Genomic DNA, 26420 nt, shown 5'->3' with positions numbered 1-26420 from the left:
TTATGCCTCCACCTGCGCCTCGTTATCGTACCGGCTGTTTTGCGCTTCCTCGTGTGCCGCGGTACTCTCCGTATCCGGCAACGCGGCAGCCTCCTCAGAGGCGTCTTCGCTTTCGGGCGGCGCCGCTGGTTTTTCCTGCAGATCTGCGGTTGAAAGCGATGGGTAGGGCAAGAGCCTCGAAAAAAGTTCTTCCTCGCTTAGATGCGAGAGTTCATCTGCTCGCATAAGAGAACGCTTCAGGGCCTCTAACGCTACTAAAGCACCCACGATTAGAAGACCCCAAACGGTTGCGATAGCTAGTAACGCCGGTTTGCTTGCCGTAGTCATTCGTGAAATAACACCTAGTACACCTACCCCCAGAAGCCCTATTACGGTAAAACTGCGCACTAATGTGGAGTAGTGAGCATTGAAAAAATCCTGGCGTCTTGCTAGACGAGCTGCGAATTCCTTTCGGTTTGCAAGCAGCGCTATGATGTTGCTCAGCCGATAGTTGACACCTTGAAGCTGCACATTTTCGTTCACCACGAGTTCGGTACGTCCCAATTCCTCGAAAAATAGGCTCGTGAAATATCCAAGGTGACGTCGCCCAATGAAACCTAAGACCAGCGCCGCAAAAGCCATAAGAAACACGGAGGCAATAGACTGGAGATAACGCTCTCCGTAGAAGCCCCCGATGGTTTCACGCATTGCATTTATCCCATAGGAAAACGGGAGAAGAGGATAGATACGTTGAAAAAAACTCGGCATGAGTTCAATCGGATAGATTCCAGACGCGCCCGGTATCTGCATGATCACCAGAACCACTGCGAGCGTTCGTCCCACATAGCTAAGCGCGGCTGCCAACGCATAAATGATTGCCAGGTATAGGGGTGCCAGCGTTGCTGCTGTAATAATGAAGGCGGCAGGATTTACTACCTGGACACCGATAGCCAGGGCTCCAACGCTGACGATTAGCCCTTGGATTACCGAGAATATCGCTAGCAAGATGAAACGACCTATGTAGGCTGATCCTAGTCGAAGCCATGTAAAACCTTCCTTATCTACCTCAACCCGAAAGATGACTATAAGAATGAAAGCTCCGATCCACAGCGAAAGGTTGATGAACATGGCTGCCATTCCTGAGCCATAGGATTTAATCGGAAATAGTGCCTGCTGATCAAACTTCACCGGAGAGGCCAGATACCTGCCGATATTGGCAGAATCTAGGCTTGTAGCGGTTTTCGCGATGCCGGTTTGGAGTTCGGAGGAGAGAACCATTGTATCTGTTTTGGCAGTTTGAACGACTGATTCGAGTCCTTGTAGGTTTTCGTATGTTTGCCCCAGAATGCTCTTAGCTGATTTGAATTGTGTTTCAAGTTCATCGGCCAGATTAGCGAGCACCGTGAGGGAGGCGCGCATAGTATGTACAGTTGACGAAAACCCGCCGAGGCTTGCTGAAAGCTGCGCAGCTTGGGAATTTAGCTCGCTGGCGACATTGGATACCTGGGTTCGTGCCGTCGCGGTCGCGTCTTGAGCGTGGATCAATGCATTGCTGAAAGATTTTTCGAGGGCTTTAAGTCGCTCACTGGTTTTTGCAGCGTCAACGTTTGCTCTCTGAACACTTGTTAGGAGCTCCTCAGCGTTGTTCAATCGCTCAGTCAAGTCTGCGACAAGAGGCTCAGGGAGCGATGCTGAACGTAGCGCGTCTATCTGGGTGCGTATTGTGGAGAGAGCCGTGTTTGCCCGGTCTATTTTTGTTTCAAGTTGTGGCTGTGTCTGGTCGAAAAGGGCCGTAGCATTTGAAACCGCAGCTGCTGCTGTGGCAGCGGATTGGTTAAGGGCGTCTTGCGCGGCTAGGCTCGCTTTGCCGAGAGCTACCGAATATGTCTGCGTGTCCTGGGCAACAATGGCTAGAGTCTTCTGGGCGTCGCTTATTACCGATTCGGTAGCTACTAATGCAGGATCCGCAGCACTCAGGGCATCATGAACACTTTGAATAGTCTGAAAAGAGTCTTCGATGGATTCATTCGCAGTATTTACCGCTACTAGCGCGTCAGATAGACTTTTAACCGTATCATCCAATGAGGCGTTTATTGATCCTTGGGTTTCGGTAATTGTCGAACTCATTTTGAAACCGCCGTTACGAACCGCCTGGGCTATGGCCTTACCCACCTGTTCACGAAACGCCGAGGTAATTTCGACATCAAGAGCACTGGCACCTGCATCAGTAATTTTAGGGGCAATAGCGCCTTTCTTCTCATTGACCGTATATTCTATTGTTGGGTGGTTTCGCTCTCCTGAGAAAATCTTAACAAGATTCTCACTGAAGTCTTGTGGAATAACGAACATTGCATAAGTGTCTCCGCGCTGCAATTTATGTTTTGCCGTGTTTTCATCGAGAAACTGCCAGCCAAGCTGGTCGTTCGTGTGAAGTTCATCAACGATAAGGCTACCCACATTCACTGTACCGGTGATATCTGACGTTGCGTCGGCATCGTTGTTTACCACAGCAATTGGAAGCTCCCCTGTTGCCATATATGGATCCCAGAAGGCCAGGATGTTAATCCATGAATATAAGGCGGGAATCACGAGAACCCCAATCACGATAATCAAGGCCCTCGGTACCGCCAAAATACGTTTTATATCTCGCGTTAGAACGCGCCGAGTATCCCTCACACCATCATTTTAGTGCTACCTGCGAATAGCGCCACACGATAGCACGCAGATCCGTTTCGTAAAGGTTTTATACTCCGTGGAATAGTGAACAATACCTATTTTTGAAATGAACACGACCGGAGACACCGTAATCGAACAATTGTACGTTTAACAGAGAAAGACTCCGTGCTTCGCACGGAGTCTTTCCACTCAAAGCTAGAGCCGGATTTCGGCCAGCCGTTGTCCAAACTACGCTTAGCGGAGCAGGGAGAGAACGGTCTGGGGAACCTGGTTGGCTTGAGCCAACATCGAAGTACCAGCCTGAGCCAGGATCTGGTTCTTCGTGAACGCCATCATTTCTTCGGCCATGTCGGTGTCGCGGATACGAGACTCAGAAGCGCTCAAGTTCTCCACCGCAACGTTGAGGTTGTTGATGGTGTGCTCGAAACGGTTCTGGACAGCACCGAATTCACCACGGGTCTTGGACACGGCATTAATTTGCTCGTCAATTACACCGATGAGAGCCTGGTACTTGTCAAGGTCGGTAGGCGCATCATCCACAGCCTTCGCTTTGACGGCGTCAACCACTGCAGAGAGATCTGCGGTCTTCACCGTAATCACGTTGTCAGCATTACCATTAGCCCCAACCTGGAACTTCAGGTCAGTAGCACCATTCAACAGCTTAGTGCCGTTGAACTCGGTCACCTTGGAAATACGACCCATTTCCTCGGTCAGCTGCTTCAACTCATCGTTGATGGAGCCGCGGTTATCAGCGGAGTTCGATCCGTTCGCGCCTTGAACCGCAAGGGTACGCATACGCTGCAGCATGGAGTGAACCTCGTGCAAAGCACCTTCAGCGGTCTGAACGAGAGAGATACCATCTTGAGCGTTACGCACGGCCTGCTTGTTGCCACCGACCTGAGCGCGCAGACTCTCGGAAATGCCGAGACCAGCAGCGTCGTCAGCCGCGCGGTTGATCCGGAAACCTGAGGACAGCTTCTCGAGGGACTTACCGAGTCCATTCTGAGTGCTGGTCAGGTTGCGGTAGCTGTTCATGGCCATGATGTTCTGATTGATAGACAAAGACATTTTAAATCCTCCTGATTAGACCAGACGGCAACTTACCGTCCTGGTTGCCTTGCGTCAGACTTCCTGTCTGACAAACCACCCAATCGGGTGACAGACAGAAAAGTTTAGGAAAAATCTTTTCCCAAAAATATTTTACCGCATTTGTCCGGACATTTCGGGATTTAGGGCTTATTTTCGCTAGGCGAAGCCACGGGTCAGACCTCGGCGGCGTAACGAAGTGGAGCCGACAGGGTCTGACCCGCACCGGCTACGCTCCTATTCACGCAGCCCTTACCGACAGGCGCACCCCGAGAGTTCCCAAAACCTTCTCGATGGTCTCGAGCGACGGCTTAGCCCCCTCGGAAAGCGACTTATAAAGCGAGGTCCGGCTCACCCCCGCCTCTTTCGCAATCGCCGTCATCCCGCGAGCCTTCGCCACGTCCGCTAGGGCGACTTGCAACATTCCCGGATCGCCAGACTCGAGAACCGCATCGAGATAACCGGCAATAGCTTCGGGACTATCCAGGCATTCAGTCACATCCCAATCAGAGATTTCCACTGTCATGATAATCACCTCTCTTTACTTCAGCCCAGAGATCCTTGGCTTTCTTTATGTCCGACTTTTGGGTCTATTTATCTCCACCAACCAGGAGGAGGACAACAGCTTGCTCAAGTTTTCCCCAGTAAACCCGATAACCCGGTCCGTAATGTATTCGGAATTCAAAAACCCCATCACCAACGGGAGCAATGTCGCCGACAACCTCATCGTTCGCTTACCATCGACGGATTATGGCATTAATCCGACCAAGACCAACGAAGTCGCGCAGGGATGACACCCACTTGACATATTCCTTAGTCTTTTTAATCTTCACAGATAAAGTGTATCCAATCGGAGACACTTAGTCAAAGGTCCGGGCTTACTGCAAAATCGGATTCAGCGTAGCCAGCTCGCGGGGTTCAGGCTCGCTCAGTTTTACAGCGCTATCGTCTCGGCACAATCCGGGCGCAGATCCAGCAAAGCCTTATCCAGAGTCAAAAGCGTCGCATCTTCAACCACTTCCTCAATCCACTGACGCAGGGAGAGGGCTTGTCGTTCATCGCGATGTTCCATCCTGATCACACCAAGATAAAGCTCCTGAACGGTAACGGCACTTATCCAGAACGAATGCGTGCCAGTGGCTCGAACCCAAGCCAACACGTTGGGATTCTGTTTATGCTCGGGCTTCCGAAACTCGCTTACAACATTGGTGTCGAGAAGGTATTTCATTCATCTTCCCCAAAGTCAGCAGCCCTCACGGTAGGTTCCTTGTTTGCGGGGGAAAAATCAACTTCGAAATCCTCATCCATCCGCATCCGCTCAAGAAATGCGTCGGCTTCTGCCCTCCGCATTTCTTTATAATCGTTAATAGACAATAAGACATAGGCCGGTTTCCCGCCCGAAGTTATCATAAGAGGACCATCATCGGCCCCTTTTGTTGCGGTCTCGTTGAGCTCCGCGGCAGCAATTGCATTCATGATTCCTCCTTGGCCGGCTCAACATCTGTCACTCAATTATCGTATATGGCCCAAATTCCTGCAAGGGTTTTCCACAGCCTGTGGAAAACCCTTGCAGCTCGCTCCGCTTCGCCGGAGGGGTCAGACCCGGAGGCTACGCCCCCTCACTCAAAGCGCGCCAGCAGGGAACGCCAGCAAATCCTGTGAGAGATAAAGAGGCCTCTCCACCTGGCAGATGAGAATCTTTTGCTTCACTTCTAAACCTGGAAGTGCATCCAAAGCCCCGAGATGACGCCCCATTTTCGCGGTTGGCGTGGCAGTTTGCTTTATCTCGAGGGGATACAACTTGTTGCCATCCTCGACAATGAGGTCAATCTCCGCTCCATCCTTATTGCGGAAAAAAGACAGTGGCGGGCGCAGGATTCCGCGATTACGGAACGACTTCAAGATCTCAGTTACCACAAAATTTTCGAAGATTTCACCAGACATTGGCCCTTGTGCAAGTGTCTCGGCGTTAGGCCATCGAAGCAGATGGGTCACCAAACCGGTGTCGGAGAAATACAGCTTCGGAGTTTTCAAGGCACGCTTTAGGTCGTTGTTTGCAAACGCCGGAAGAAGGAAGATAAGCCCGGAACTCTCGAGAATCCCAATCCACGTTTTCACTGTTTTCCCCGTAACTCCAAGATCGTTGGCGATGCTCTGGTAGTTGAGGACCCTTCCGTCGAGAGCAGCAAGCGCGTTGATGAAACGGTGAAACTGCCCTAGGTCTCGAACCGCGAGAACTTCACGAAGATCACGTTCCACATAGGTTTTCAGGTATGACTCGTAGAATCCTTGACGAGGCATATCCGGGTTCGTCGCAAGTTCCGGCATTGAACCTTGGAAGATTCTTTCCCACAGGTCTTTGCCCCGAAGCGCTTGATTCACCACACTTTCAGCAGCTTCAGCAGCTTCCGCAACCGAAGGGTCACTCTCAACGAAAAAGGGAAACGGCGGTTTAGCCGAGCACCGCTCGATTTCGCGCAGGCTAAGACTCGGGAGCTCAACCACTCCCACGCGCCCCGCGAGACTCTCACTCACCCCTTGCATCAGGGAAAAAGTCTGGGAGCCAGTGAGGAGATATTGCCCTTTTTCAGCGCTCGCATCCACGCGTTCTTTAATCACCCGCAACAGGTCCGGAGCGTATTGCACCTCATCAATTAGGGTTTTCCCCGGGTGGTTGAGAAAGAAAGCATACGGGTCGGTTCGCGCGGTTTCGAGTTCCTGGAGATTATCAAGGGTGACGTATTCGTAACTGTCTTGAACCAGGTGTTTGAGGAGAGTCGTCTTGCCGACCTGTCGCGCTCCCGTCACCAGGAGAACTTTGAAAGCGTTGACATATTGGCGGATTAGCGGCTCCGCCTCGCGAGTCAGGTACATCAGGCCTCCGATTCTCGACTATTTGGGAATTGAATTCCAAAATAGTCGAGATTTTTGACTTCGTCAAGACCTCTCCGCGGAGCCACGGGTCAAACCTCGACGGCGCAACGAAGTGGAGCCGACAGGGTCTGACCCCAGTGGCGTAGCCGAAGCGGGTCGAACCTCTCTGCTTGCAACGCTTTGCGTTGCGCGCCGATTCCTTGGTCTCGGCAATGCTCGAGCGCCGTTGCCGAGATTGTTTACGGTCTTTCTGTGCGCTATGGGATTTCGCGCGAGTGTATTGCCGTCGCCCTGTTTTCCACGTTTTCCAGAGGCCGCATCGTTGTCTCACCAGTTATCGGCGGGGCACTTTGCCTATATCGAATCCATCCAAAGCTGTCTTTTGGGGACTGCTTTCTTGCTGTCGGCGCGGATTTGAACCACATTCCGCTGTAGACCTTTTACCGGAAAATTGTCGCACAAACCGGGGTGAAACTCGTCCCCTAAGACCTCGCAAGTTGCTTTGGCGCGTCGCGGGCACATCCCCTTTACGCAGGTTGAAGGAATTCTTCCAAGGCTTCGTCAACGAGGGATTGCACCGAAACGTGTTGTCTCGCAGCACGAGCAGCGAGCGGAGCGAGGAACCTATCAGAAACGCGAGCCTCACGAAAGTGAGGATTGGGGAGCGACACCGCTCTCCCCTCCGAATACGCTTCGACCAAGCCGTTAGCAATCTCTTGGGCTTCGGCCTCGCTCATCTCATCGACAATTTTGTATTTCATTTGTTCCCCCCCATATTTCTTACGTTGCTTCATCGCGTGAATCACGAGCTCACTTCCATCATCCCTGATAACAGTCACGACTTCAGTGGAATTCCGGAAATCGAAAAACCAAGATAAAGCCATTTTGCTGGATCAGGATTTTCCAGGTGAATATCCCTCGGAAATTCCATACAGTTGAGAATATCTTCTGGATTGATTCCGTGTTTAAACGCGGATTTATTGATAAAAACCCGACTTTCATGTCCTGACTTCATGACACGATTCCTTAAAACCGATAGGTCCCGCGGAGCGTGACAGTTCCGCCCTCGACGCCTTTCGTGCCGGAAATAGTGCGGGTTTCGGGGGCGGCTTCGGCTGAGGCCGGGGCGGAATCACCAACACGACCGATAACCGTTGCGCCTATGCCGGCATTAGCGGCGGCCTCCTCGGCGACGCGGACGAAATCCGGGTGAACAATCGCGACCATGCCAATCCCAAGGTTCCAGGTGTCTTCGGCCGAGGTTTGGTCAATGTTGCCGCGGTCCATCAAGAACTTGAACAGCGCCGGCACCGGCCAAGCCGAGCGATCCACCACCGCATGAAGTCCTGCCGGAATGACACGGGCGAGGTTTGCGGCGAGCCCCCCGCCGGTGACGTGAGCAAAGGCGTGGACCCGGTTGCCGTCGAGTTCCTCGGAGAAGTCTCCGGCGTACCAGGCAGCCTCCCCGCCCTGATTCTCGAGGTCAAGGCAGAGGCGTGAGTAAAGGCGGGTCGGCTCGAGGCAGGCCAGGCCGAGAGTGTAGGCGCTCGCGGCGGGGTTGGCGCTTGTTGACCCCGTGGCACTTGTTGAACCGCTTGCTGAATCGTTGGCCTTTGTTGACCCCACGCGGTCAGCAAACGGAGACCCTGCGGGCGGCTTGATGAAGTCCGGCAACGGCATGTCCCAGTCGAGCCCCTGGTCGGATACGATTTTCCGGACTAAAGAGTATCCATTGGAGTGAAGCCCCGAAGACGCGAAACCGACGATCATGTCCCCGGCGCAAACGCGGGCTGGACCGAGCAGGCGCGGCGCGTCCACCACGCCGGTCGCCGCTCCGGCCATGTCGAACTCGTCTTCACCGAGAAGCCCCGGGTGTTCGGCCGTCTCGCCTCCCACCAGCGCACAGCCCACCTCGGCGCAGGCCTTCGCGACCCCGCGAACAATGGCGGCAATCCGCTCCGGCTCGACGTGTCCGCAAGCAATATAGTCGGTCATAAACAGCGGTTTTATCCCGGAAGTTGTGAGGTCATCAACGACCATCCCGACGAGATCGTAGCCGATAGTGTCGAAGATTCCGAGCCGACGAGCGAGGTCGACTTTCGTCCCGACGCCGTCTGTCGAGGTCGCAAGCAGGGGATGGCGCATCCCTTCCGCGAGATATTTGAAGTCGTAGAGGCCTGCGAATCCGCCGGTTTTCTTCGCGGAGAGAACCTCGGGGCCCTGGGTGGCCTGGACGTCTGCTTTCATGAGTTCTACTGCGCGGTCTCCGGCATCGACGTTGACTCCGGAACGGGCGTAGGCATTTTCGGTCATCTTGGCTCCTTACTAATCCAAATCCGGCAACTCAGTCGGGTAGCGCCCGGAGAAGCAGGCAGTGCAGAGCTCGGACTCGGGCTGCGCCGTCGCCTCCACCATCGCGTCGAACGGCAAATAAGCCAGGGAATCCGCCCCGATCGACCGACAGATCTCCTCCACATCCATGCCGGTCGCAATGAGCTCCGCGCGCGTGGCGAAGTCAATCCCGTAATAGCACGGCCACAGCACCGGCGGGGAAGAAATCCGCACGTGGACCTCGGCCGCTCCCGCCGCGCGAAGCATCTGGACTACGGCCCGCTGGGTGTTCCCGCGAACAATCGAGTCATCGATCACCACAAGCCGCTTGCCTTCAATCACCGAACGCACCGGATTCAACTTCAACCGAATCCCCATCTGGCGCATCGCCTGGGTCGGCTGGATGAAGGTCCGCCCCACGTAGGCATTCTTGACAAGCCCCTGCCCGAACGGAATCCCCGATTCCTCGGCGTAACCAATCGCCGCGGGCGTTCCCGAATCCGGCGTCGCCATCACCAGGTCCGCCTCAACCGGATCCTCCCGCGCAAGAGCCGCCCCCATGACGCGCCGCGCCGCAATAATCGAGCGCCCCGAAATCGTCGTGTCCGGCCGCGCGAGATAAACATATTCAAACACGCAGCCCGCCGGTTTCGCGGGAGCAAACATCTCGGAGTGAACCCCATTTTCGTTGATGGCCAACAACTCCCCCGGGGCGATTTCACGAACGAAACTCGCCCCCACAATGTCGAGCGCGGCAGTCTCGGAGGCGACGACCCACCCGTTCGCGAGCCTCCCGAGGACGAGCGGGCGAATCCCGCGCGGGTCGCGGGCGGCGTAGAGTGTCGTCTCGTCGATGAACGCGAGCGAATAAGCCCCCTCGAGTTCCGGCAGAATCTCGCGCATCACCCCGAGCAGCGCCGGCTCCCCGCCGATTGCGACCGTGTTTTGAGAGACGTGGTTGATGAGGCGCGCGAGAAGCATCGTGTCCGAGCTCGAGTCCTGCGGGCGCGCCCCGTGGGAGGCGGAGTGCTCGGGCGTCGCGCTGGGCGGGATCTTCGCGGGCTGGGACGTCGGGCTCGTCGGGTCGGTTGGGGTCGGAGTTTCGGTTGGGTTGGGCGTGGGCGCGGTTGGGGTTTCGGTTGGGGTCGGGGATTCACTAAGGGCCTCCTCTGAACCCCCCGCGCCTAGTTCCGAAGCAACCTTGCTGACTCGCCCGTCGCCTCCGGCGCCGGAAATCCCCGCCGCGGCCCCTTCCCCGAGCCAGCGACTCGCGAGTTCGCGGGTGTTGACGAGGTTCCCGTTATGCGCCAAGGCAAGCGTCCCGAAAGCGGTCGGGCCGAGGGTTGGCTGGGCGTTTTGCCAGGTCGAAGTCCCGGCTGTGGAATAGCGGACGTGACCCAGCGCCAGGTGGCCGGTCAGAGAGGCCAAGTCGCGGTCTTTGAAAACCTGGGAAACCAGGCCCATGTCCTTATAGACAAGGATTTTCGAGCCGTCCGAAGCGGCGATACCGGCGGATTCCTGGCCGCGATGCTGGAGGGCGTAGAGCCCGAAATAGGTCAGCCGAGAAACGTCTTCTCCCGGGGCCCAAACCCCGAAAACCCCGCATTCATCTCTCGGGACGTCGCTGAATACTTTATCGAATTTCACGCGGTCTTCCCCCAGGTAGTCGTGGATTTGGCGGGGATTTCCGGCGCCGGAGGCGCCGGGCGAGTTGGCAAGTCCTCAGCTCCGGACGAAGCTTCCTCGCCAGGGACGGCGGTTAGTGACTCCACCAACTCGAGTGACCCAACCGAGGCACCGGACTCGAGTGGCCCAAGCGCGCTGCCCGACTTCGCGGGCGCGAACGGCACGACCGAATCGACGGACTGAACTGATTCCACCCGACAGACGGACGCGACCGGAGCCACCGATTCAACCCGATTGACCGAGCCGACCAACGCAGTCGCGCGGAAACCGGTCGAGGGCGCGACGCTACTCGTCATCTTGGTCCGCATCAGCATCGTCTTCGTAGTCAGCCCATTTATCGACGTAGTCCGGCTCGGCGTATTTGGCGTAGGGATCGTCCGCGTAGGGGTCAGACCCGTAGGAGTTGCCCGAGCCGCCTCCCTTGCCGGTCAACTCGCGCTCCAAAGCCGCAAGATCCGGTTCGGGGCTTTCGTATTTCAGACGACGCGCCACCTTGGTTTGCTTTGCCTTCTGACGGCCACGGCCCATTTGCCAGGTCCTTCCACACTAAAACGACCACATGTTAATGACTGAAAGTCGGTTACAAGTCTATGCCCTGAACGTTTTTTATTCCACTTGTTCGGAGTTCCACTTTCACCCGACGCAGATTCAACCGCGGTTAGCAGTCCCCTCGGTCCTAACCCAGGAGAATTTCGCACTCACTGGAAATAAGGCGGTGTCAAGTGGTGAGTGCAACATTGAGTGCTTCGGCGGGGTTTTGCCAGCCGAGGGTTTCGCAGCGGCGGAGCCGGCGGGTCGGACTTAAACCGGAAAATCATAGCGTAGCCGGCGGGTCGGACCTCTTCGGCATAGTGACCGAAGGGAACGACGCCGAAAGGGCCCGACCCCCGGCGAAGCCGTTTAAAACTGCTTGGGCTACGCCACTTGGGTCAGACCCTTGTGGCTCCACTTCGTTACGCCAAGAGGTCTGAGCCGCGGCTGCGCAAGCAGGACTGACCCGCGACTACGCTGGCGCGCTACTTTTTGCGGTGTTTCAAGGTCGCGAGGAGGATGAAGCCCGCGATGGCGCCGGCGGCGATGCCGAGCTTCTTCTGGGACTCCGCGTCGCCCGCGAGGGCATCGTCGAAAGTCTGCTTGGCGGCATCCGCCATCCCCATGGCCTTCTCCTTCGCGGCTTTGGCCTGGTTCGCGGGGCGCATCCGGTCGACGAGTTCATCAACGGTTTCGCTCATCTCCTCGCGAGCGCGGCGAATCTTGTCTTCGATATCGCTCGGGTTTTCGCCGAAATCCTCGACTTCGGGAACCGGATTGGGCTGGGGGTCACTCATGGGTTTCTCCTTCGGGTTGGCTCTTGATGGCTGACTTGATGATTCCGACATCGGTCTTCACACCGCTGGCCGGATCGGGGATGTGTTCCTGGGCTTTCTTGACGGAGGCGATTCCGGCGCCCGCGAGGATTCCCGTGATGACGAGCAAAACCAGGGCGGTCAACAGCGCCGCACCCCAGTTTGCGCCGGTAAGCGCCAGCCAGCCGAAGAACATGGCCTGAATCAGCCACCCCAGCATGAACAGGGCGAGGACTCCGGCGACGGCGAAGAGGCCGGCGGCGAGGCCGAAGCGCTTTCCGGATTCTTTCGCCTGCGACTTTGCCAGGGCGATTTCCGCGCGGAACAAGGTGGAGATTTGGGCGGAAAACCGCGAAAACAGCATTCCCATGGTGGCTTTTTGGTCGTCGGACATGGACCCTCCTTTTTGTCTTATTTAATCATACCCTCCGGCTGCCTTCCGGACACTAACTTCATCTCAACTTAGTGTCCGCATAGTGCCCGCCGGTAGATCGAGGCGGGGAATCGTCTTGATTTCGGGGCTCGGCGGCTTGGGGGTCTTTTCGGACACTATCTTGACGTCAAGTTAGTGTCCGGAAAGCTAAAAAACCTCAGGAGGCCAACTCCGACATCAACGCCGGAGAACGCAGGGTCTGCCTGGCCGGCCACCCCGCCGCGACCACCGCGAGAATAACCGCCACCCCGATAAGGGCGAGTTGTCCCGCCCACGGCACCGAAAAGACCGCAAGCCCTTGCCCCCGCAAGACAAACCGCCACAACGCCCCCAACGCCAAGCCTCCTGCCCAGCCGATAACCGCGCCCAACAAAGCCAGGAAGAACGCCTCCCAGCGAACCATCGCCGCCCCCTCGCGCGGCTTCAACCCGATGATCCGCAGCAGCGCGAAAGTCCGGCGCCGCTCCAAAACCGCCAAAGCCAGCGTGTTCATCACCCCGAGAAGGGCAATCACGACCGAAAACCCGAGCAGCCCATACATCAGCCACAGAACCTGGGTTGTCGTCTGGGACACGGTCGAAGCGAGCTCGGAAGGGGTGAGGGCCTTGAAGATAAAGAACGGGTCCAGGGCCTTTTGAATCCGGTCTTGAACTGCGCGAAGAGTCGAGCCGCTCACCGGTTTCCCATCCGCTCCCGGGTCGAGGCGCACGAAAATAAACTCACGGGTGACCTGTTCGGAGGCAGCGGTTTGGCGAAGATACTGGGGGTCGAGGAAAACGGTGGCGTTCAGCAAACTGGACTCCGTCACCCCGCCGATTCGCGTCGAATAGATGCCGACCGGCCCGCTGACAGTGATGGAATCGCCCACTTTCCAGCCACTTCCGGCTGCGCGGGAATTCATGATGACCTCCCCGCGCGAGAGCGCCTGAACCTCGCCCTGACTAACGCGAAGTTTCAAGGTGTCAACCGCATCACCTGCGCTGATACCCGCGGCTACCACTTGATGAGTCGGATCCTCCCCCTGGCGAACCAAAACGGGAGCCTGGATGATATCCGCGGATGCCCCGCGAACGCCGGACACCTCGCGAATCGCACCGAGCGCCTGTTCGAGGTTCGTCGAGGGCTGGAGCGCCGCCACGACCAGGTCGGTTTGGACTTCCGAGACTGTACCGGTTCTAAGGGAGGCCCTTGCTGAATCGGCCAAAATCCCGCCCGCGGTCGCAATCGCCACCCCGATGACGAGAGCCGCCGCGCCGAAAGACGTCCGCCGCGGGTAACGGCGCAGATTCTGGAGGGCAAGGTGAGCCGGAAGCGCGTTGAAACCCTTGGTGAACAGCCCAAAGAAAGCCAAAACCGGACGCTGCAACTGGACGAGGAGAAGCATTAGGCCTAGGAGGAAAAGGATGCCGGAGGCGATGAGGACGGCAACGACAGTCCAGTCAATCCTTTGTTGACTCACCGTCAAACCGAACCAACCCGTCCCGAGCGCGCCGAGAAGGGCGAGAACTCCGGCAATCGTGCGCGGGCGGGTTCGCTCGGCGGCGGCGGGAGCGGCGAGTTCGAGGACTGACAGGGGCGGGATTTTTCCGGCCCGCCACGCTGGGAAAACCGCGGCGAAGAGGGTTATCAACAAGCCGATTCCGAAGGCCAAGGCGATGGTGGGAACGTCGAGGGGGAGGCCGGTGGAAAAGCCCCAACCCTGGGTCGCGAGGACGAGCCTGGCAGCAGCGGTCGCCCCGATTCCGATCAAAACCCCCAGCGCCGCCCCGATAGTGCCGATAATGACAGCCTGGCCGAGAACGAGCCAGCGGAGGGCGCGTGGGGAATAGCCCACGGCGCGAAGCAGCCCGAGCGAGCGATAGCGCGCGGTGACGAGGATTCCGAAGGTGTTGGCGATGAGGAATCCGCCCGCGAGGAGGGAGAGCGCGACGAACCATTGGACGAGGGAGTTGACGAAGCCGACCGCTTTTTCGACGGCGCGGGCGTGTTCGACGCGCAGTGTTTCACCAAGAAGGATGGTCGCGTCCGGGCCGACGGCGTCTTGGACGCGGTCTTTCACGGTTTTGGGGTCAGAGGCCGCACCGACTTTGATGCCGATGGTTTTTACGCGCGATTCCGCGGAAAACCAGGTTTTCGCGTTTTCGGCGTCAACAAAGGCCATCGTGGCGGTTCCGAGTGGCCCTTCAAAGCCCGCAGTTCCGACTACCTGCATCTCGTGGGCGGTTCCACCCCAGATGAGAGTCGCTTTGTCACCCACTTTGAGTCCGGCACGCCGCGCCGTCGTGGTTTCGAGCATAACCTCGGCTGCGCCGGTGGGGAGGCGGCCCTCGGCGAGGGTCGGGCCTGGCGGATAAGGGAAGGATCCGCGAACCGTGGTGGGGGAAAGCCCCAAGGTCACGGGCTGTTTGCGGGAGTCGAGGAGGACAGCCTCGCCTTCGTAGACGGGCGCGGCGTGAGAAACGCCGTCAACGGCCTCAATGACTGGGGCCAGGTTCGAGTCGATAGGGTTGCGGGCGTTGATGTCGAAAGTGCTAGCGTTTTTTGCAAGCGCGCCGACCGCGTAGAGGTCGCCGGTCAGCGAGGAAGTGGTCGAGGCGGTGACAGCGTTCAACAAGAGATTCCTCACGCCCAGGGTCAGCGTCAAGAAGGCAACCCCGAGGGTGACCGCGAGAATCGCCGCGAAGAAGCGGGACTTTCGGGTCGTGATTTCGCGAATAATGAGCTTCCACATATTTCAGCGATCCTCGGAGTTGGGGAGTTTTGCGAGGTTTTCCGCGGTTTCGGGGTTTTGGCTCGCTGAGGCGGCGGGATTGTGGGGCGTTCGGTTGAATCCGGTTGTGGTGGCGTCCCCAGCGGTCGGGTTGTTGTGGGGGGCGTCCAGGTTCTGCAAAGAGTGTTGCAGGTTTTGGGAGCGGGCGCCGGCCTGGGCCAACATCGCGTCGGCGCGGGCAATCAACAGTTCCTGGTCCGGGGTGGTGCCGCGTTTCGGGAGCGCGGAGGTTGGGGTCAAAGTTGAGTGTTCAGCAAAGGCAGTGGCGGAATCCGGCGAAGCCAACGGGGACGAGGACGTGCGGCGTAACGAAGCGGAGCCAGTCGGACCTGTCACCGATGGCGTAGTCGCAGACCCCGCCTTCGGTGCGCTAGCCGTGAATCCCTTAGTTGGATCTTCACCACCTCGGGATTTACCAAAGTGGCCCGTCCCCATTGGTAAAAACCTCTCGTCAGAGGAGTCTCGGGGGGGCACCTTGCTGGTGGTGCGGTCATCCGTCTCGCCGTCTTCATTCAAAGTCTTTGCAGCATCATCAATCGCCGCCCCAGAGGCTGCCAGGAGCTTCTCGGCCTGGGCGATCATTTGGAGAAGCTCGCTTTGACCAGCCTCCTCCGCCTCGCGCGGATCGACGGCCGGACGCCGTTTCCGCCGCGGACGAACCGGCTCGGGTTCAACTGATCGGCTCGACTCGGGAGGCCGAACCGGCTCGGTTTCGGTGCCCCTTCTCGACTTCGACTCGGTCTCGCCCACACTAACCGACTCGGGCGTCCCCAAACGACTCGACTCGGCCTCACCAACCGCAAACCGCCTTGATGAAGACTCAGGAGATGGGGCCGACTGAGCGTCGAAAGCACTCCTCGGTTCAGTTCCCGAGCCGTCCCCGAAGCCACCTCCCGAACCGAAGTCAGGATTCGCTTCCGAGTAAACCGTGGCAGTCCCTGCCCCCGACTCTGGATCCGCAGTGAAGCCGGTCTGCAGTTGCTGCGCAATAGTCACCCCCGTCACGAGAGCCGGATCGTCCAACTTCAACTCCGAGCCTGCCAAATCGGATTCACTTGCTGACACGGGCGCGAATACGGGCGAAGCCGCGGCTGACGGCTCCCGCTCGCGCAGAGGGGTCCTCTCGACCGACTGGTTCGCCTCAGTAAACTCTGGGCCGCTCGCTTGAGGGGAGTCTGACTGCCGCGGCGAAAACCCGTTAGAACCGGCAGAAGAAAGCCCCGTATCGGTCGCTGATCCAACCTCGGGCGCAGGCTCTCCGAGAGATTCCGCCCCGCCCCTTAGGGACTCATCCTCGGCGCGATTTCCGACGATTGCGCCGTCCCCAAGCGGCTCAAAATCGGCGCGTCTGTCAGCAAACGGATCGCCCCCGAGGCTGCGCCCGGTTGTCTCCGACGCCACTCGCAGCGAGTTTGGCGCGGCGGAATCCACAGCGAGGGACTCTCTAGTGTCCTGTCCAACCCGTCCGGCACTTCCAGCAAACTGCCGTCCCGCAACGGTTTCGTCGACGGTGAGACCGCGACTCGGAGCAGGCCCATTCGCAGGCTCACCCCCCGCGACTGGCTCAGCCAGCGAGCCAGCCTCCGCTCCGGTTTCGGAGCCACGCCTCTCGGCAGCATCACCAGCCTTGCCCGCGGCCAAAGCCCCAGCCGACTCGCCAGTTTCAGCCAGCGGTTGTCCGAGGGCATCGACATCCCCCGCAGCCGCCAGCGGATTGACCTCATCCAGGCTGGGCCACTTAAACCGTCCGTTCGCTAGGGAATCCGCCAGTTCATTGGGCTCCGCCGCTACTTCCGCAATCCCCAAATCCGCCAGAGCCGGAACCTTTGCGGGAGTCTCGCGCTCCCTTCGGCTCCGCTTCTCGCGGCGATTCCGCCGCGTTCGGCGAGGCGGTTCCTCGTTCCGCGTTGGGTTGGTCTCCGCCGCGGTCGGGGCCTCGGTCGAAGCCTGCGTCGGGGCCTCGGTCGTTCTCTCGGTTGGCGCGGATTCAGCAAGGGCCGGCTCGGCCCCCTCGTCTCTCGCCACACTCGGGTCTTCCGTAATGTAGGGACTAATCTGGCGGCTCTCCAGGGCGCTAGCTTCCTGAGAATCCCTTGCTGAACTCGTCTCAGGAGCCGAACCCCCCGCAACCGAGCCGCGCTCGCCTAACTTCTCTGGCGCCTCCAAAGAAATCGCTTGTTGACGCAGAGATTTCCTTACTGTTCCGAGTGTTTGCTGCGCTTCCAAAATCGCGTCGCGGGTCGGGTGGAGCAGTTGCGCCACAATCCGGCCGTCCCACAAGAACAGCACCCGATCCGCGTATTTAGCCGCGTCCGGCTCGTGGGTGACCATAATCACTGATTGCTGCCAGTCGCGAGCCGCCGCCCGCAAAAACGCCAGGACCTCGGCTGATGACTCGGAGTCGAGGTTACCGGTCGGCTCATCGGCGAAAACCACCTCGGGAAGCGTCAGCAGCGCGCGGGCGCAAGCAACTTTTTGTTGCTGGCCGCCGGAAAGCTGGGCGGGGAAGGCATCGAGGCGAGACTCGAGATCTAACTTCCCAACCAGGGTTTCGAAGCGCTCCTTATTGACTGAGGTGCGCTTGAGCTGGGCGGCAATTTCGATGTTTTCCCGCGCGTTCAGAGTAGGGACAAGGTTGTAGGACTGGAAGATGAAACCGACGGTATTGCGGCGAAAAGTCGTCAACTGGGAGGCTGACATCTCCGCGAGATTCACCTCGGCAACCTTCACGGTTCCCTCTTGGAAAACGTCAAGTCCCGCGAGGCAATGCAATAGGGAGGACTTCCCAGATCCAGAAGGGCCCATAATGGCAGTGAACTCACCGCGGGGAAAATCCACGTCCACCTGGTCTAAGGCAGTGACAGCAGCGTTTGCCTCGCCATAGATTTTGGTGAGTCCACGAACGGAAATGATGGGGTCGGCCACTGGTGAAAGTGCTGTCGAGAAATCGGGAAGGGCTCTCGTTGAGCCGAACGCGGCAGTTGGGCCGGTTTTCCCGAACGCGGCAGGCTGACCGAATTCCCCAGACGTGATGGGAGAGGACGAACCTCCTGCAACTTGCTTTTCCAAGTTTCCCCCTCCCCGTGTTCCATGGACATGCTTCAGTTGATTCTTTCACATTCCACGAGCACTGGCCTTTTTGCCACCCCGACCCCAGGCGTTTCGGGTTAGAAATCCCCGAACGCGATCTTGGGGTGTCCCGCACTAATCGGCTCTCCACGTGGCATCGTAACCTTTCCCCCGAGTGCGGGTGGGCCTTTAATTGGAGTCTATACTCGCAGTCAGATCTGTAACCCGGGAGATTTTTAGCATTACTGCCATTATTTCCACTGATGGGCAAAATCGCCCGAGTTACATAAAGGACGGCGGATATCGAGCGACAACTACTCCCAAGCGGCCGCAAGTGTCGAGCAAAGACAACCGCTGAACGACGGAGACTTTCAGCGACAACGAATACAGCTAGGGTCTGCACTCCGGCGCATATCCGGATCCAGGCGAATCCCTGACTACTCTCCGGAAGGCGTCCGGACACGAGCAAAGCCCTGATATGCCGAGCCGGAGTGGACTATCACTGGAGACAGCCGGGGGATTCCTCTCCGCCAAGTTTTTACCACCGGGGACGGGCCATTTTGGTAAAAAATGGGGATGAGTTGATTTCAATCTCGAGATGATTTGAATTTTCATGACCTGAATAACCACACCCCTGACGTGAATAACCACAATAACACGCGATTTTTGAAGCGCGATTTTCAAACTCGCAGGTCAGAAGATTAAGAGTTTCGGTATGCTACCTTGTCCAGCAAGGGATGTGGTTATTCACGTCAGCCCTGTGGTTACTCACGCCACCTACACGCCCAAGGAACCCAGCTAGCGCCGGACGCAGCGTGCCGCGCGTCTCGAATCCGCGCGTCGAGAACATCAGTATCCTGAAAGCCCCAGCACCCTATCCTGTCTCGGCAGAATCGCCTTGATGCCACCTTTGCGCTAGCCTAGTTGGGGAAAGGAACTTGATGAGCCCCAACCTCCCTGCTGACGCTGCCGACCAAACCGACGCCGGCTCACTCGACGGTCTCCACGCCGGCTCACACCGCCGCCCCAACGTTCCAGCCCCGCTGATTTTCATGCTCGAAGGCACCATTCAATATGTCGGCGCCGGCCTCGCAGTCGGGCTTTTCGCCCTGTTTGCGCCGATGACGGTGGCTTGGATGCGTTCGATTATCGCCGGAATCCTCCTTATGGCGTGGCGGCGGCCCTGGGGGAAACGCGCGCTGAGTTGGAAAGGATACGCCTGGTCCTGCGCTTTCGGGGTGGCGCTGGTTGCCATGAACACAACTTTCTATGAGGCCATTGCACGGCTCCCGCTCGGAACCACAGTTTCAATCGAATTCCTCGGCCCTGTCATCTTCGCCGCCATAGGTATCCCCGGGATTAAGGGGAAACTCTCGGTTTTGGTTGCCTTCTCGGGCGTGGTTCTCATCAGCGGATTCGGTCTTGACCTCGGCGATTCTCGGCAACTCGTGGGTCTAATCTGGGCGCTGGTCGCGGGCGGGTTGTGGGTTGCCTACATGGCCCTCGGGCGGAAAGTCGCGGTTCTCGGACGCGGGCTCGATTCGCTGGCTATCGCGGTTTTGTTTGGGTCATTTTTGCAACTGCCATTCGCGATTCCCGAGATTCCCGCGGTTTTCCGCGCCCCCGAGGCTATCGCTCTCGCGATTGCCATGAGTGTTTGCTCCTCTTTCATCCCTTACGTGTTGGAGCAGGTCGTTCTGCGCGGAGTGAAGGCGCCGCTTTTCGCGCTCTTGTCTGCGTTGTTGCCGGTCACGAGCCTTTTGGTGGGTTTGCTCATGCTGCGCCAGATCCCGACTCCCGCCGAACTTGGCGGGCTTGTTCTCGTCTCTCTTGCCGTCGCGATGACCTATCGCCGGTCGTAGGTTTCTCAGCGGCTTAGGATATTCCAATGGTTTCGCAAGCCTTTCCGGAAGGGTTTAAGCAACTTCGGACATTTTCAACAGTAGAACGTCTCATTCTTGGCTCGCGCCAGAGAAAAGAAAACCCGTCTGCAAGGTGTTTTACGCTTTAACTCAAAAGCCTACCGATTGGTAAGTGTCCAAAGTTGCTTAAGATGGAAGCATGACTGGATTTAAGGCGAGCCTCGATGCGGTACAAGAAGAGATTTCGCGAGCGGCAGCAGCCACGGGAAGAAATCTCTCTGAAGTGCGGCTTTTGCCGGTCAGCAAGATGCATCCGGTTTCAGCTTTGCAAGAAGCTCTGGATTGTGGCGTCCGCGAATTCGGGGAGAATCGGCCCCAGGATATCGCCGCTAAAGCCGAGATTCTGGGGGCTAACTTCGCCAGTCTCGAAGAGGAAGGCGCACCAGCATCCCTTGCTGAAGACCCCTCCAAAATCGGCGGAAACTCACCTTCCTCCGCTATCTCCCCACGCTGGATTATGATCGGGAATCTCCAGCGAAACAAGGCGAAACTCATTGTCGCACACGCGGCAGAGTTGCAGTCTCTCGACTCGCTTCCGGCGGCGCAGACGCTATCGCGGCTGCTCACCGAGGCCGGGCGAGAACTCGAGGTCATGGTTCAGGTAAACACTTCCCAAGAGGCAGCCAAGCACGGGGTCACTCCTGAGGCGGCGCTGGACTTTGCGGGGGAAGTGGCGAGTTTGCCCGGGTTGAGGCTTCGCGGGTTCATGACCGTGGCAGCGCCTTTAGCGACGGTTGGGGAAGCGGAAGTGCGGCGGGAATTCGCGCTTCTCCGCGAAATTCGCGACACGGCGGTGTCGGGAGATTTTCCCGGAGCGACCGAGCTTTCTATGGGGATGAGCGGAGATTTCAAGGTTGCGATTGCGGAGGGATCCACCTGCGTTCGCGTCGGTTCGGCGCTGTTCGGAGCCCGCGACTACGGGGGAGACCCGCGCGCCTAAGCCTAGTTGCGATTGCGACCGCGTCCTGGGCGGCCACTTTGGAGAGCTTTTTCGGGCTCGAACCAATGACACAAATGCCTTGACCTGCAATTATGTGAATTGCGCTCCGATTAAACTGGTTCAAAGCGGCCACCCAGGACGGGCTTTGAGAAGGAGACCGAGTGTCACTGAGTTCTCGCTTTGGCTCACTTTGAGATAATGAGACGGTGAAGCGCCCAAATTTGAAGCCCCAAAAACCGGATGATTCCGCGGCTAAGCGCGCCTCCAAAACAACCGGCAACTCATCGGGCTCAAAACCCGCCTCAGCAGGAAACCCCGAAAAACACGGAGTCCCAGCCTCTCGTTCACTAACTTCAGGTCGCCCCGCCGCTTCGCGCGCCGAGTCACCCGCACCCAAATCGCGCGTCGGCCTCTCCGGCGGTGTTCTAGGCAAATCTCGCCTAGGTCGCGTTAGCCAAACTCCGCACTTCAAGGACAATCCCCACGGCTCGCGTACAACCTCCCGCCAAGCATCCAACTCCACTTTCATAGCGCGCCTCTTGACGCTTGGCGTCGTTGCTTTGGCCGTGTTCCTGGTAGTGTTTTCCCCGCTCAAGTCCTGGATGGAACAGCAGCAGCAGGCCAGGGAGCTGGCTGCCGAAATCGAGAGAGTGAAGGCCGACAACGAGGATCTTGAGGACGAAATCGCGCGATATAACGATCCGGAATATATCTCTCGCCAAGCTCGGGAGCGGCTGGGATACGTGAAACCGGGAGAGACCACCTATGTCGTTATCGATCCTCCCGGCAAGGAAAAACCGCAGCTTGCTAACGGGTGGCTTGAAAAGGACACCAACGATCTTCCCTGGTTCGGGCTCTTGGTGGCGGGCCTTGAAGTCGCCGGCGGGACTTCTCAGTAGTCCCTCCCGATTTCGGACACTTACCGCTTGGTTTCGGTCGCATTTAGGCCGGTGCAGAATGTGGAAATCTTCGCCACCTGCGATGATGCTTCTCTACTTGGAAATTTACCAAACGGTTAGTGTCCGGTGTGAAAGGTTCAGGCCTGCGGGCAAAGGTAAGCGCCTCGGGTAAGGTAGAACCGTGGCACATATTGAACCAGCAACCGAAGCCGACCTGGCGGCGATTACTATCCAACTGGGGCGGGTTCCCCGCGGGCTACTAGGAGTGGCAGCGCGTTGCGGGAGTCCTGTTCACGGTCAGGACGCCACCGACACTGAAGGACAGGGCGTAGTTGCCGGTTCTTCGCACCAAGACGCCAACTTTAGGACAGCGCCACAAGCGGACCTCGTCAGCACCGCGGGCGCGGATTTCAAGTCGCATCCCCGCGACACCGGCGCCACCCCGCAAGCAGAAGACGCCGGTTCCCTGAGACCTGTGGACGCTGACTTTGGAACATCACCCCGCGACACCGGCGCTACCCCGCACTCTCATCCCGCAGTTATCGCGACGGCGCCGCGCCTTCCGAACGGCGAGCCGTTCCCGACTTTCTACTATCTGACCTGCCCCGAAGCGGTGGCGGCATGCTCCCGTCTCGAGGCGGCAGGGGTCATGCGCGAGGCCGAGGCCCTGCTCCATGACCCGAATCATCCCGAAATTGCCGCTGGTTACCAGCGCGCCCACGAAGCATATCTCCAAGACCGCAACGCGAGCCTTACCACCGGTGAGGCAGTCCCCGAAATTGCCAATATCTCCGCAGGTGGAATGCCGAATCGCGTGAAATGTTTTCACGCGATTCTCGGGCACCGGCTCGCTGCTGGGCCCGGAGTGAACCCGATTGGGGACTGGCTACTTGACCGGCTGGCCGGAGAAGGGCTGTGGTCTCCCGAAACTTGCGCCTGGGAAATGGGCGAAACCGCTGATGAAGCCCCACCGGAGAATCCACCAAGTGATTGATGGCCCGACCAGCCCACTCCAGAACCAGACACCTCCCCGGCCGACCCGAAAGCCTTGGAAAAACTCCCCCACGGTACAGACTCTTCGGGATTGGGCGTTGATTTGGACCGAATTCCACCATCCAACTCCGGGTTATACCGCAAGAGGTTCTGTAACTCGGGCGATTTTGGGCATTAGTGCCATATATGGCAGCAGGGGCCAAAATCCCACGAGTTACAGAACTACCTCCAGGTACACAATCCAGAAATCCGCCAACCCTTGTGGGCAACAGGGCCATAATTAATCCCAGCGAGAAGCCCACCAGAAAGGACCCCCATGCGACTAGCGGCTATTGACTGCGGCACCCACTCGATTCGCCTCCTGATTAGCGACTACGACCCCGCCAACCCCGACTCAAGGCCGACAGATATCGTGCGGTTAACCCAAATCGTCGGGCTGGGCCAGGGGGTCGATAAAACCGGCGAGCTCGCGCCGGACGCCTTGGCGCGGACCTTCGCAGCCTTGGAGGAATACGCCGCCTACATTCGCGAGGCCGGTTGCGACCGCATCCGCATGGTGGCAACCTCCGCATCTCGCGATGCCACGAATTTTTTCGAGTTTTCGACCGGCGTTGAGGCTCGGCTCGGCATAACCCCCGAGGTTATTTCTGGTCATGAGGAGGCGACGCTCGGTTTCCGCGGGACGCTTTCGGCGCACCCTAACCTCGCCTCACCCGTTCTGGTAGTGGACATCGGCGGGGGCTCGACGGAATTTTCCTTCGGGACTGTAGGGGTAGCCGGCGCGAGCGGGTCGGATCTTCCGTGCGGTTCCGGGGATTCAGCAAGAGCCAATAGCGAATTCGGCACAGTTGCCCCGCCCGCGGATAAACGTGGATCCAAAGAAAGCGGGGAATACCCTTACGAAGCAGCGCCAGAGCCCAACGCTTCTCCGACCTCGATTCAGCCCCGGCGTGCTCGCGAGACCAATCCTGCCCACCTGCCCGACTCCGCGAAAATCTCGGGGACTCCCTTGTTGAATCCCCACGACCTCCAGCGGCCCCGTCTCAAGGCTGCCATCTCGATGAATATGGGTTCGACCCGCGTCACCGAGCGGTACCTGCGCCCCTCGGAGAATGCGGCGGGAGTGCCGAGCCGTGACGCTTTCCACGAGGCTCGCAGTTTCGTTGACGGGCTCATCAGCGAGGCTGCCCGAACCGTACCCTTGGCCGAGGCTCGCGAGCTCGTCGGCGTGGCCGGATCCGTAACGACCCTGACCGCGCTGGGTTTGGGTCTGGATAAATACGATCCGGCACGCATCAATGGCGCGGTGCTTTCGAGTTCGAAGCTCCGCAAGCTGGCGCGCGACCTCATCATGATGCCCCGCGAAGAAAAGGCGGCGCTCGGCCCGATGCATCCGAAACGGGTGGATCAAATTGCCGGAGGCGTTCTGGTTTGGGAGCGGATTTTGGCCTATCTGGAGGAGAATCCCGGGCCTGACTCGAGTGGCAAGGCTCGCGGGGATTTTCCGGTGCGAACCTCGGAAAACGATATTCTCGACGGGATTATTTTGGCGCTTGCTGACTAGATACCCCTTCGCTACTGCATCGAATCGTGGGATTTGCGGTAGGAAGTGCGAGCCTTCAACGCGAGGGCGCCGAGAATAATCGAAAGCAAAGTGCCCATGACCACGCCAATGGATCCGGCTTGAGTCAAGACGTCGTTGCCCTGGAAGGCCAGGTGGGAAATAAGCAAGGCAACGGTGAAGCCGATACCGGCAACGAAGGAAATCGGGATCACATCCCCCAGCTTCACGCCCTTTTCCAGGTGAAGCGGGGTGAACTTTTCCATCACAAAGACGCTTCCGGAAATGCCGAGTAACTTTCCCAAAGGCAAGGCCAGCATTACTGCCAAAGCCACCGGATTCGTGAGCATCTTGATGACCCCTCCGGGCGTGTCCACGATATTCACTCCCGCAGCGAAGAAGGCGAAGATCGGGACTGCGAAAGCGGCGGAAATAGGGCTGACCTTCATCGATAGATGTTCGACCAGGTTGTGGACCTCGCCCTCACGCTTATCGGAGGGAACCACCATCCCGAGGACGACCCCCGCGATAGTGGCGTGGATTCCTGAGGCATGCATGAAATACCAGACCACGACCCCGATGGGGATGAGGAGCCACCATTTGACCCAGCGTTTGCGACAGAGGAAGCTGAACAACGCTGCGCCGAGAGCCACCGGAATCAGCAGCAGGAGATTCGGCTGGGATCCATAAAACAGCGCGATGACGATAATCCCGCCGAGGTCATCAGCGACTGCCAGGGTAAGAAGGAAGGTCCGCGCCCCGCTCGGCAAGCCGCGACCGAAGATTTGGAGGATAGCCACTGCGAACGCAATATCCGTGGCCGTCGGAATCGCCCAGCCGTGCCAAGCCTCGACGCCGGCAAGGCCGGTTACTGCGAGATAAACCGCTGCGGGGCCGGCCATTCCAAATACCGCAGCGATAATCGGCATTCCGGCAGTTCGCGGGTCGCGCAGCGATCCGTGGGTGAATTCTTCTTTGAGCTCCAGGCCAACCGTGAAGAAGAAAATCGCGAGGATGCCGTCGCGAGCCCACTCCTCCACGGTAAGAGAGAGGTGGATGGATTGGAGGAAACTCTTGGCGCCTTGGGCGGTGGCTTCCTGAAATCCGGGGTCGAGAACGGTCGTAGCCAGGGCGTGGTAGCCCTCGCGGAAAGGGCCGTTCGCGAAGAAAAGGGCGAGGACCGCGGCGATAATGAGGATGAACCCGCCAACGATGTCGTCGGAGACGAAACGGGAAAACCTTTGGAAGGCTGTGAGCTTCCTCACACCTCTTTCGTCAACGGGAGATTCCTCGTCGTAGTCAGTGGGCGAGGGGATAACAATATCATCCTCTCCAAATATGCCTTTATCAGCGATTTTATCGGGCGGTGCGGTTTCATTTCGGGAATTTTGTACTTCATCGTCCATAATGAGAGTCTAAAGTGGGTAAGGAAGAAACCTCAATTTCAGGGTTTCTGCCGCTCGCGGAAGACCAGCGAATCTCGGAGAAGATTCAGCGTTCAGCAAGCGGCCCTCCCGAATCTTCGCTAAGGCGTTGCTGTGACGCTTGGCGAAGGTCGCCCCCGTAGCCCAATGGTAGAGGCAGCTGACTTAAAATCAGTTCAGTGTCGGTTCGAATCCGACCGGGGGTACCGTCGACAAGGCCCTGTCCTCCATGAGCGTTCATGTTTTAGTTTTTACCCTGGTTTTGTAACTCTAGGGAATTTGGACTTCGTTGCCATTATTTCCAGGGTTAAAGGACAAATTGTGTGTCTGGCCGGTTAGTCCCAGGTGTTGTTGTAGGGGGTGGTGTGGTGGAGTTCGTTCCAGATGATTCCGTCGCCCCATCCGGGGAGGCTTCGCCTGGTGATGTGCTG

At 58.2% G+C, this 26420-nt stretch carries 23 protein-coding genes and 1 tRNA gene; 7 read left to right on the top strand and 17 right to left on the bottom strand.

Going from position 1 to position 26420, the window contains the following annotated elements; genetic code table 11:
- The 3 genes from FYJ63_RS11405 to FYJ63_RS01220 all read right to left on the bottom strand — a co-directional run bounded on the left by FYJ63_RS11405 (position 1) and on the right by FYJ63_RS01220 (position 4267).
- A complete protein-coding gene (locus tag FYJ63_RS11405; protein ID WP_154543008.1) occupies positions 1 to 2655 on the bottom strand; it encodes a YhgE/Pip family protein in 2655 nt (884 codons plus the stop codon).
- A 234-nt stretch (positions 2656 to 2889) separates the two neighbouring features.
- Positions 2890 to 3723: a flagellin N-terminal helical domain-containing protein gene (locus tag FYJ63_RS01225; RefSeq protein WP_154543007.1), complete on the bottom strand. Its 834-nt coding sequence runs from the start codon at positions 3721 to 3723 to the stop codon at positions 2890 to 2892.
- Between the two features lie 259 nt (positions 3724 to 3982).
- Entirely contained in the window at positions 3983 to 4267 is a 285-nt protein-coding gene (locus FYJ63_RS01220; protein WP_154543006.1) for an addiction module antidote protein, read from the bottom strand.
- On the opposite strand from FYJ63_RS01220, the gene FYJ63_RS01215 reads away from it, so the two are divergent.
- The gene (locus FYJ63_RS01215; protein WP_154543005.1) at positions 4266 to 4535 is read left to right on the top strand and encodes a hypothetical protein; all 270 of its coding nucleotides are present in this window, start codon (positions 4266 to 4268) and stop codon (positions 4533 to 4535) included. The two genes, FYJ63_RS01220 and FYJ63_RS01215, sit on opposite strands and share 2 nt — an antisense overlap.
- Positions 4536 to 4675: 140 nt before the next feature.
- Here FYJ63_RS01215 and FYJ63_RS01210 read toward each other — a convergent pair whose 3' ends face one another.
- The 13 genes from FYJ63_RS01210 to FYJ63_RS11075 all read right to left on the bottom strand — a co-directional run bounded on the left by FYJ63_RS01210 (position 4676) and on the right by FYJ63_RS11075 (position 18250).
- Positions 4676 to 4969 (bottom strand): PIN domain-containing protein, encoded by a 294-nt coding sequence (locus FYJ63_RS01210; RefSeq protein ID WP_154543003.1) that lies wholly within the window; start codon positions 4967 to 4969, stop codon positions 4676 to 4678.
- Positions 4966 to 5217 (bottom strand): type II toxin-antitoxin system prevent-host-death family antitoxin, encoded by a 252-nt coding sequence (locus FYJ63_RS01205; protein ID WP_154543001.1) that lies wholly within the window; start codon positions 5215 to 5217, stop codon positions 4966 to 4968. Before FYJ63_RS01205 ends, FYJ63_RS01210 begins: the two co-directional genes overlap by 4 nt.
- Before the next feature lie 147 nt (positions 5218 to 5364).
- Positions 5365 to 6615, bottom strand: a complete 1251-nt coding sequence (locus FYJ63_RS01200; protein ID WP_154542999.1) for an ATP-binding protein — start codon at positions 6613 to 6615, stop codon at positions 5365 to 5367.
- Between the two features lie 527 nt (positions 6616 to 7142).
- Positions 7143 to 7376: a hypothetical protein gene (locus tag FYJ63_RS01195; protein ID WP_229769848.1), complete on the bottom strand. Its 234-nt coding sequence runs from the start codon at positions 7374 to 7376 to the stop codon at positions 7143 to 7145.
- 74 nt (positions 7377 to 7450) lie between these two features.
- A complete protein-coding gene (locus FYJ63_RS01190) occupies positions 7451 to 7630 on the bottom strand; it encodes a hypothetical protein (protein WP_154542995.1) in 180 nt (59 codons plus the stop codon).
- Between the two features lie 11 nt (positions 7631 to 7641).
- Entirely contained in the window at positions 7642 to 8928 is a 1287-nt protein-coding gene (locus FYJ63_RS01185) for a phosphoribosylformylglycinamidine cyclo-ligase (protein ID WP_154542993.1), read from the bottom strand.
- Between the two features lie 12 nt (positions 8929 to 8940).
- Positions 8941 to 10593, bottom strand: a complete 1653-nt coding sequence (purF, locus tag FYJ63_RS01180) for an amidophosphoribosyltransferase (RefSeq protein ID WP_287848147.1) — start codon at positions 10591 to 10593, stop codon at positions 8941 to 8943.
- Positions 10590 to 10940, bottom strand: coding sequence for a hypothetical protein (locus FYJ63_RS01175; RefSeq protein ID WP_154542989.1), 351 nt, complete (start codon positions 10938 to 10940; stop codon positions 10590 to 10592). The genes purF and FYJ63_RS01175 overlap by 4 nt, the downstream gene beginning before the upstream one ends.
- The gene (locus tag FYJ63_RS01170) at positions 10918 to 11160 is read right to left on the bottom strand and encodes a DUF3073 domain-containing protein (RefSeq protein WP_154542987.1); all 243 of its coding nucleotides are present in this window, start codon (positions 11158 to 11160) and stop codon (positions 10918 to 10920) included. The genes FYJ63_RS01175 and FYJ63_RS01170 overlap by 23 nt, the downstream gene beginning before the upstream one ends.
- 488 nt (positions 11161 to 11648) lie before the next feature.
- Positions 11649 to 11960, bottom strand: a complete 312-nt coding sequence (locus tag FYJ63_RS01165; protein ID WP_154542985.1) for a DUF3618 domain-containing protein — start codon at positions 11958 to 11960, stop codon at positions 11649 to 11651.
- On the bottom strand, positions 11953 to 12372 hold the full coding sequence (locus FYJ63_RS01160; RefSeq protein ID WP_154542982.1) for a phage holin family protein: 420 nt from the start codon (positions 12370 to 12372) through the stop codon (positions 11953 to 11955). Before FYJ63_RS01160 ends, FYJ63_RS01165 begins: the two co-directional genes overlap by 8 nt.
- Positions 12373 to 12568: 196 nt before the next feature.
- Positions 12569 to 15142: an ABC transporter permease gene (locus tag FYJ63_RS01155; RefSeq protein ID WP_154542980.1), complete on the bottom strand. Its 2574-nt coding sequence runs from the start codon at positions 15140 to 15142 to the stop codon at positions 12569 to 12571.
- Between the two features lie 3 nt (positions 15143 to 15145).
- Positions 15146 to 18250 carry an ATP-binding cassette domain-containing protein gene (locus FYJ63_RS11075; RefSeq protein WP_229769847.1) on the bottom strand — a complete coding sequence of 1035 codons (3105 nt, stop codon included), beginning with the start codon at positions 18248 to 18250 and terminating at the stop codon, positions 15146 to 15148.
- Between the two features lie 941 nt (positions 18251 to 19191).
- Here FYJ63_RS11075 and FYJ63_RS01145 point away from each other — a divergent pair.
- From FYJ63_RS01145 to FYJ63_RS11070, 5 genes are all read left to right on the top strand, one after another.
- Complete coding sequence (locus FYJ63_RS01145) at positions 19192 to 20112, top strand: EamA family transporter (protein WP_154542978.1); 921 nt, start codon at positions 19192 to 19194, stop codon at positions 20110 to 20112.
- A 199-nt stretch (positions 20113 to 20311) separates the two neighbouring features.
- Positions 20312 to 21112: a YggS family pyridoxal phosphate-dependent enzyme gene (locus FYJ63_RS01140; protein WP_154542976.1), complete on the top strand. Its 801-nt coding sequence runs from the start codon at positions 20312 to 20314 to the stop codon at positions 21110 to 21112.
- Positions 21113 to 21318: 206 nt separating this feature from the next.
- The gene (locus FYJ63_RS01135) at positions 21319 to 22011 is read left to right on the top strand and encodes an FtsB family cell division protein (RefSeq protein ID WP_287848143.1); all 693 of its coding nucleotides are present in this window, start codon (positions 21319 to 21321) and stop codon (positions 22009 to 22011) included.
- A gap of 475 nt (positions 22012 to 22486) precedes the next feature.
- Positions 22487 to 23005, top strand: a complete 519-nt coding sequence (locus FYJ63_RS01125) for a DUF501 domain-containing protein (RefSeq protein WP_420846008.1) — start codon at positions 22487 to 22489, stop codon at positions 23003 to 23005.
- Positions 23006 to 23320: 315 nt separating this feature from the next.
- Positions 23321 to 24568 carry a Ppx/GppA phosphatase family protein gene (locus FYJ63_RS11070; protein ID WP_229769846.1) on the top strand — a complete coding sequence of 416 codons (1248 nt, stop codon included), beginning with the start codon at positions 23321 to 23323 and terminating at the stop codon, positions 24566 to 24568.
- Between the two features lie 11 nt (positions 24569 to 24579).
- Here FYJ63_RS11070 and nhaA read toward each other — a convergent pair whose 3' ends face one another.
- On the bottom strand, positions 24580 to 25971 hold the full coding sequence (gene nhaA, locus FYJ63_RS01110; protein WP_154542974.1) for a Na+/H+ antiporter NhaA: 1392 nt from the start codon (positions 25969 to 25971) through the stop codon (positions 24580 to 24582).
- Positions 25972 to 26122: 151 nt separating this feature from the next.
- Here nhaA and FYJ63_RS01105 point away from each other — a divergent pair.
- Positions 26123 to 26195: transfer RNA gene (locus tag FYJ63_RS01105), tRNA-Leu, on the top strand.
- Positions 26196 to 26420 lie beyond the last annotated feature (225 nt).

The organism is Mobiluncus porci (assembly GCF_009695935.1).
Lineage (GTDB): Bacteria > Actinomycetota > Actinomycetes > Actinomycetales > Actinomycetaceae > Mobiluncus > Mobiluncus porci.
Note: the sequence above shows the minus strand (reverse complement) of the source record. Positions and strands in the feature narration are given on the sequence as shown.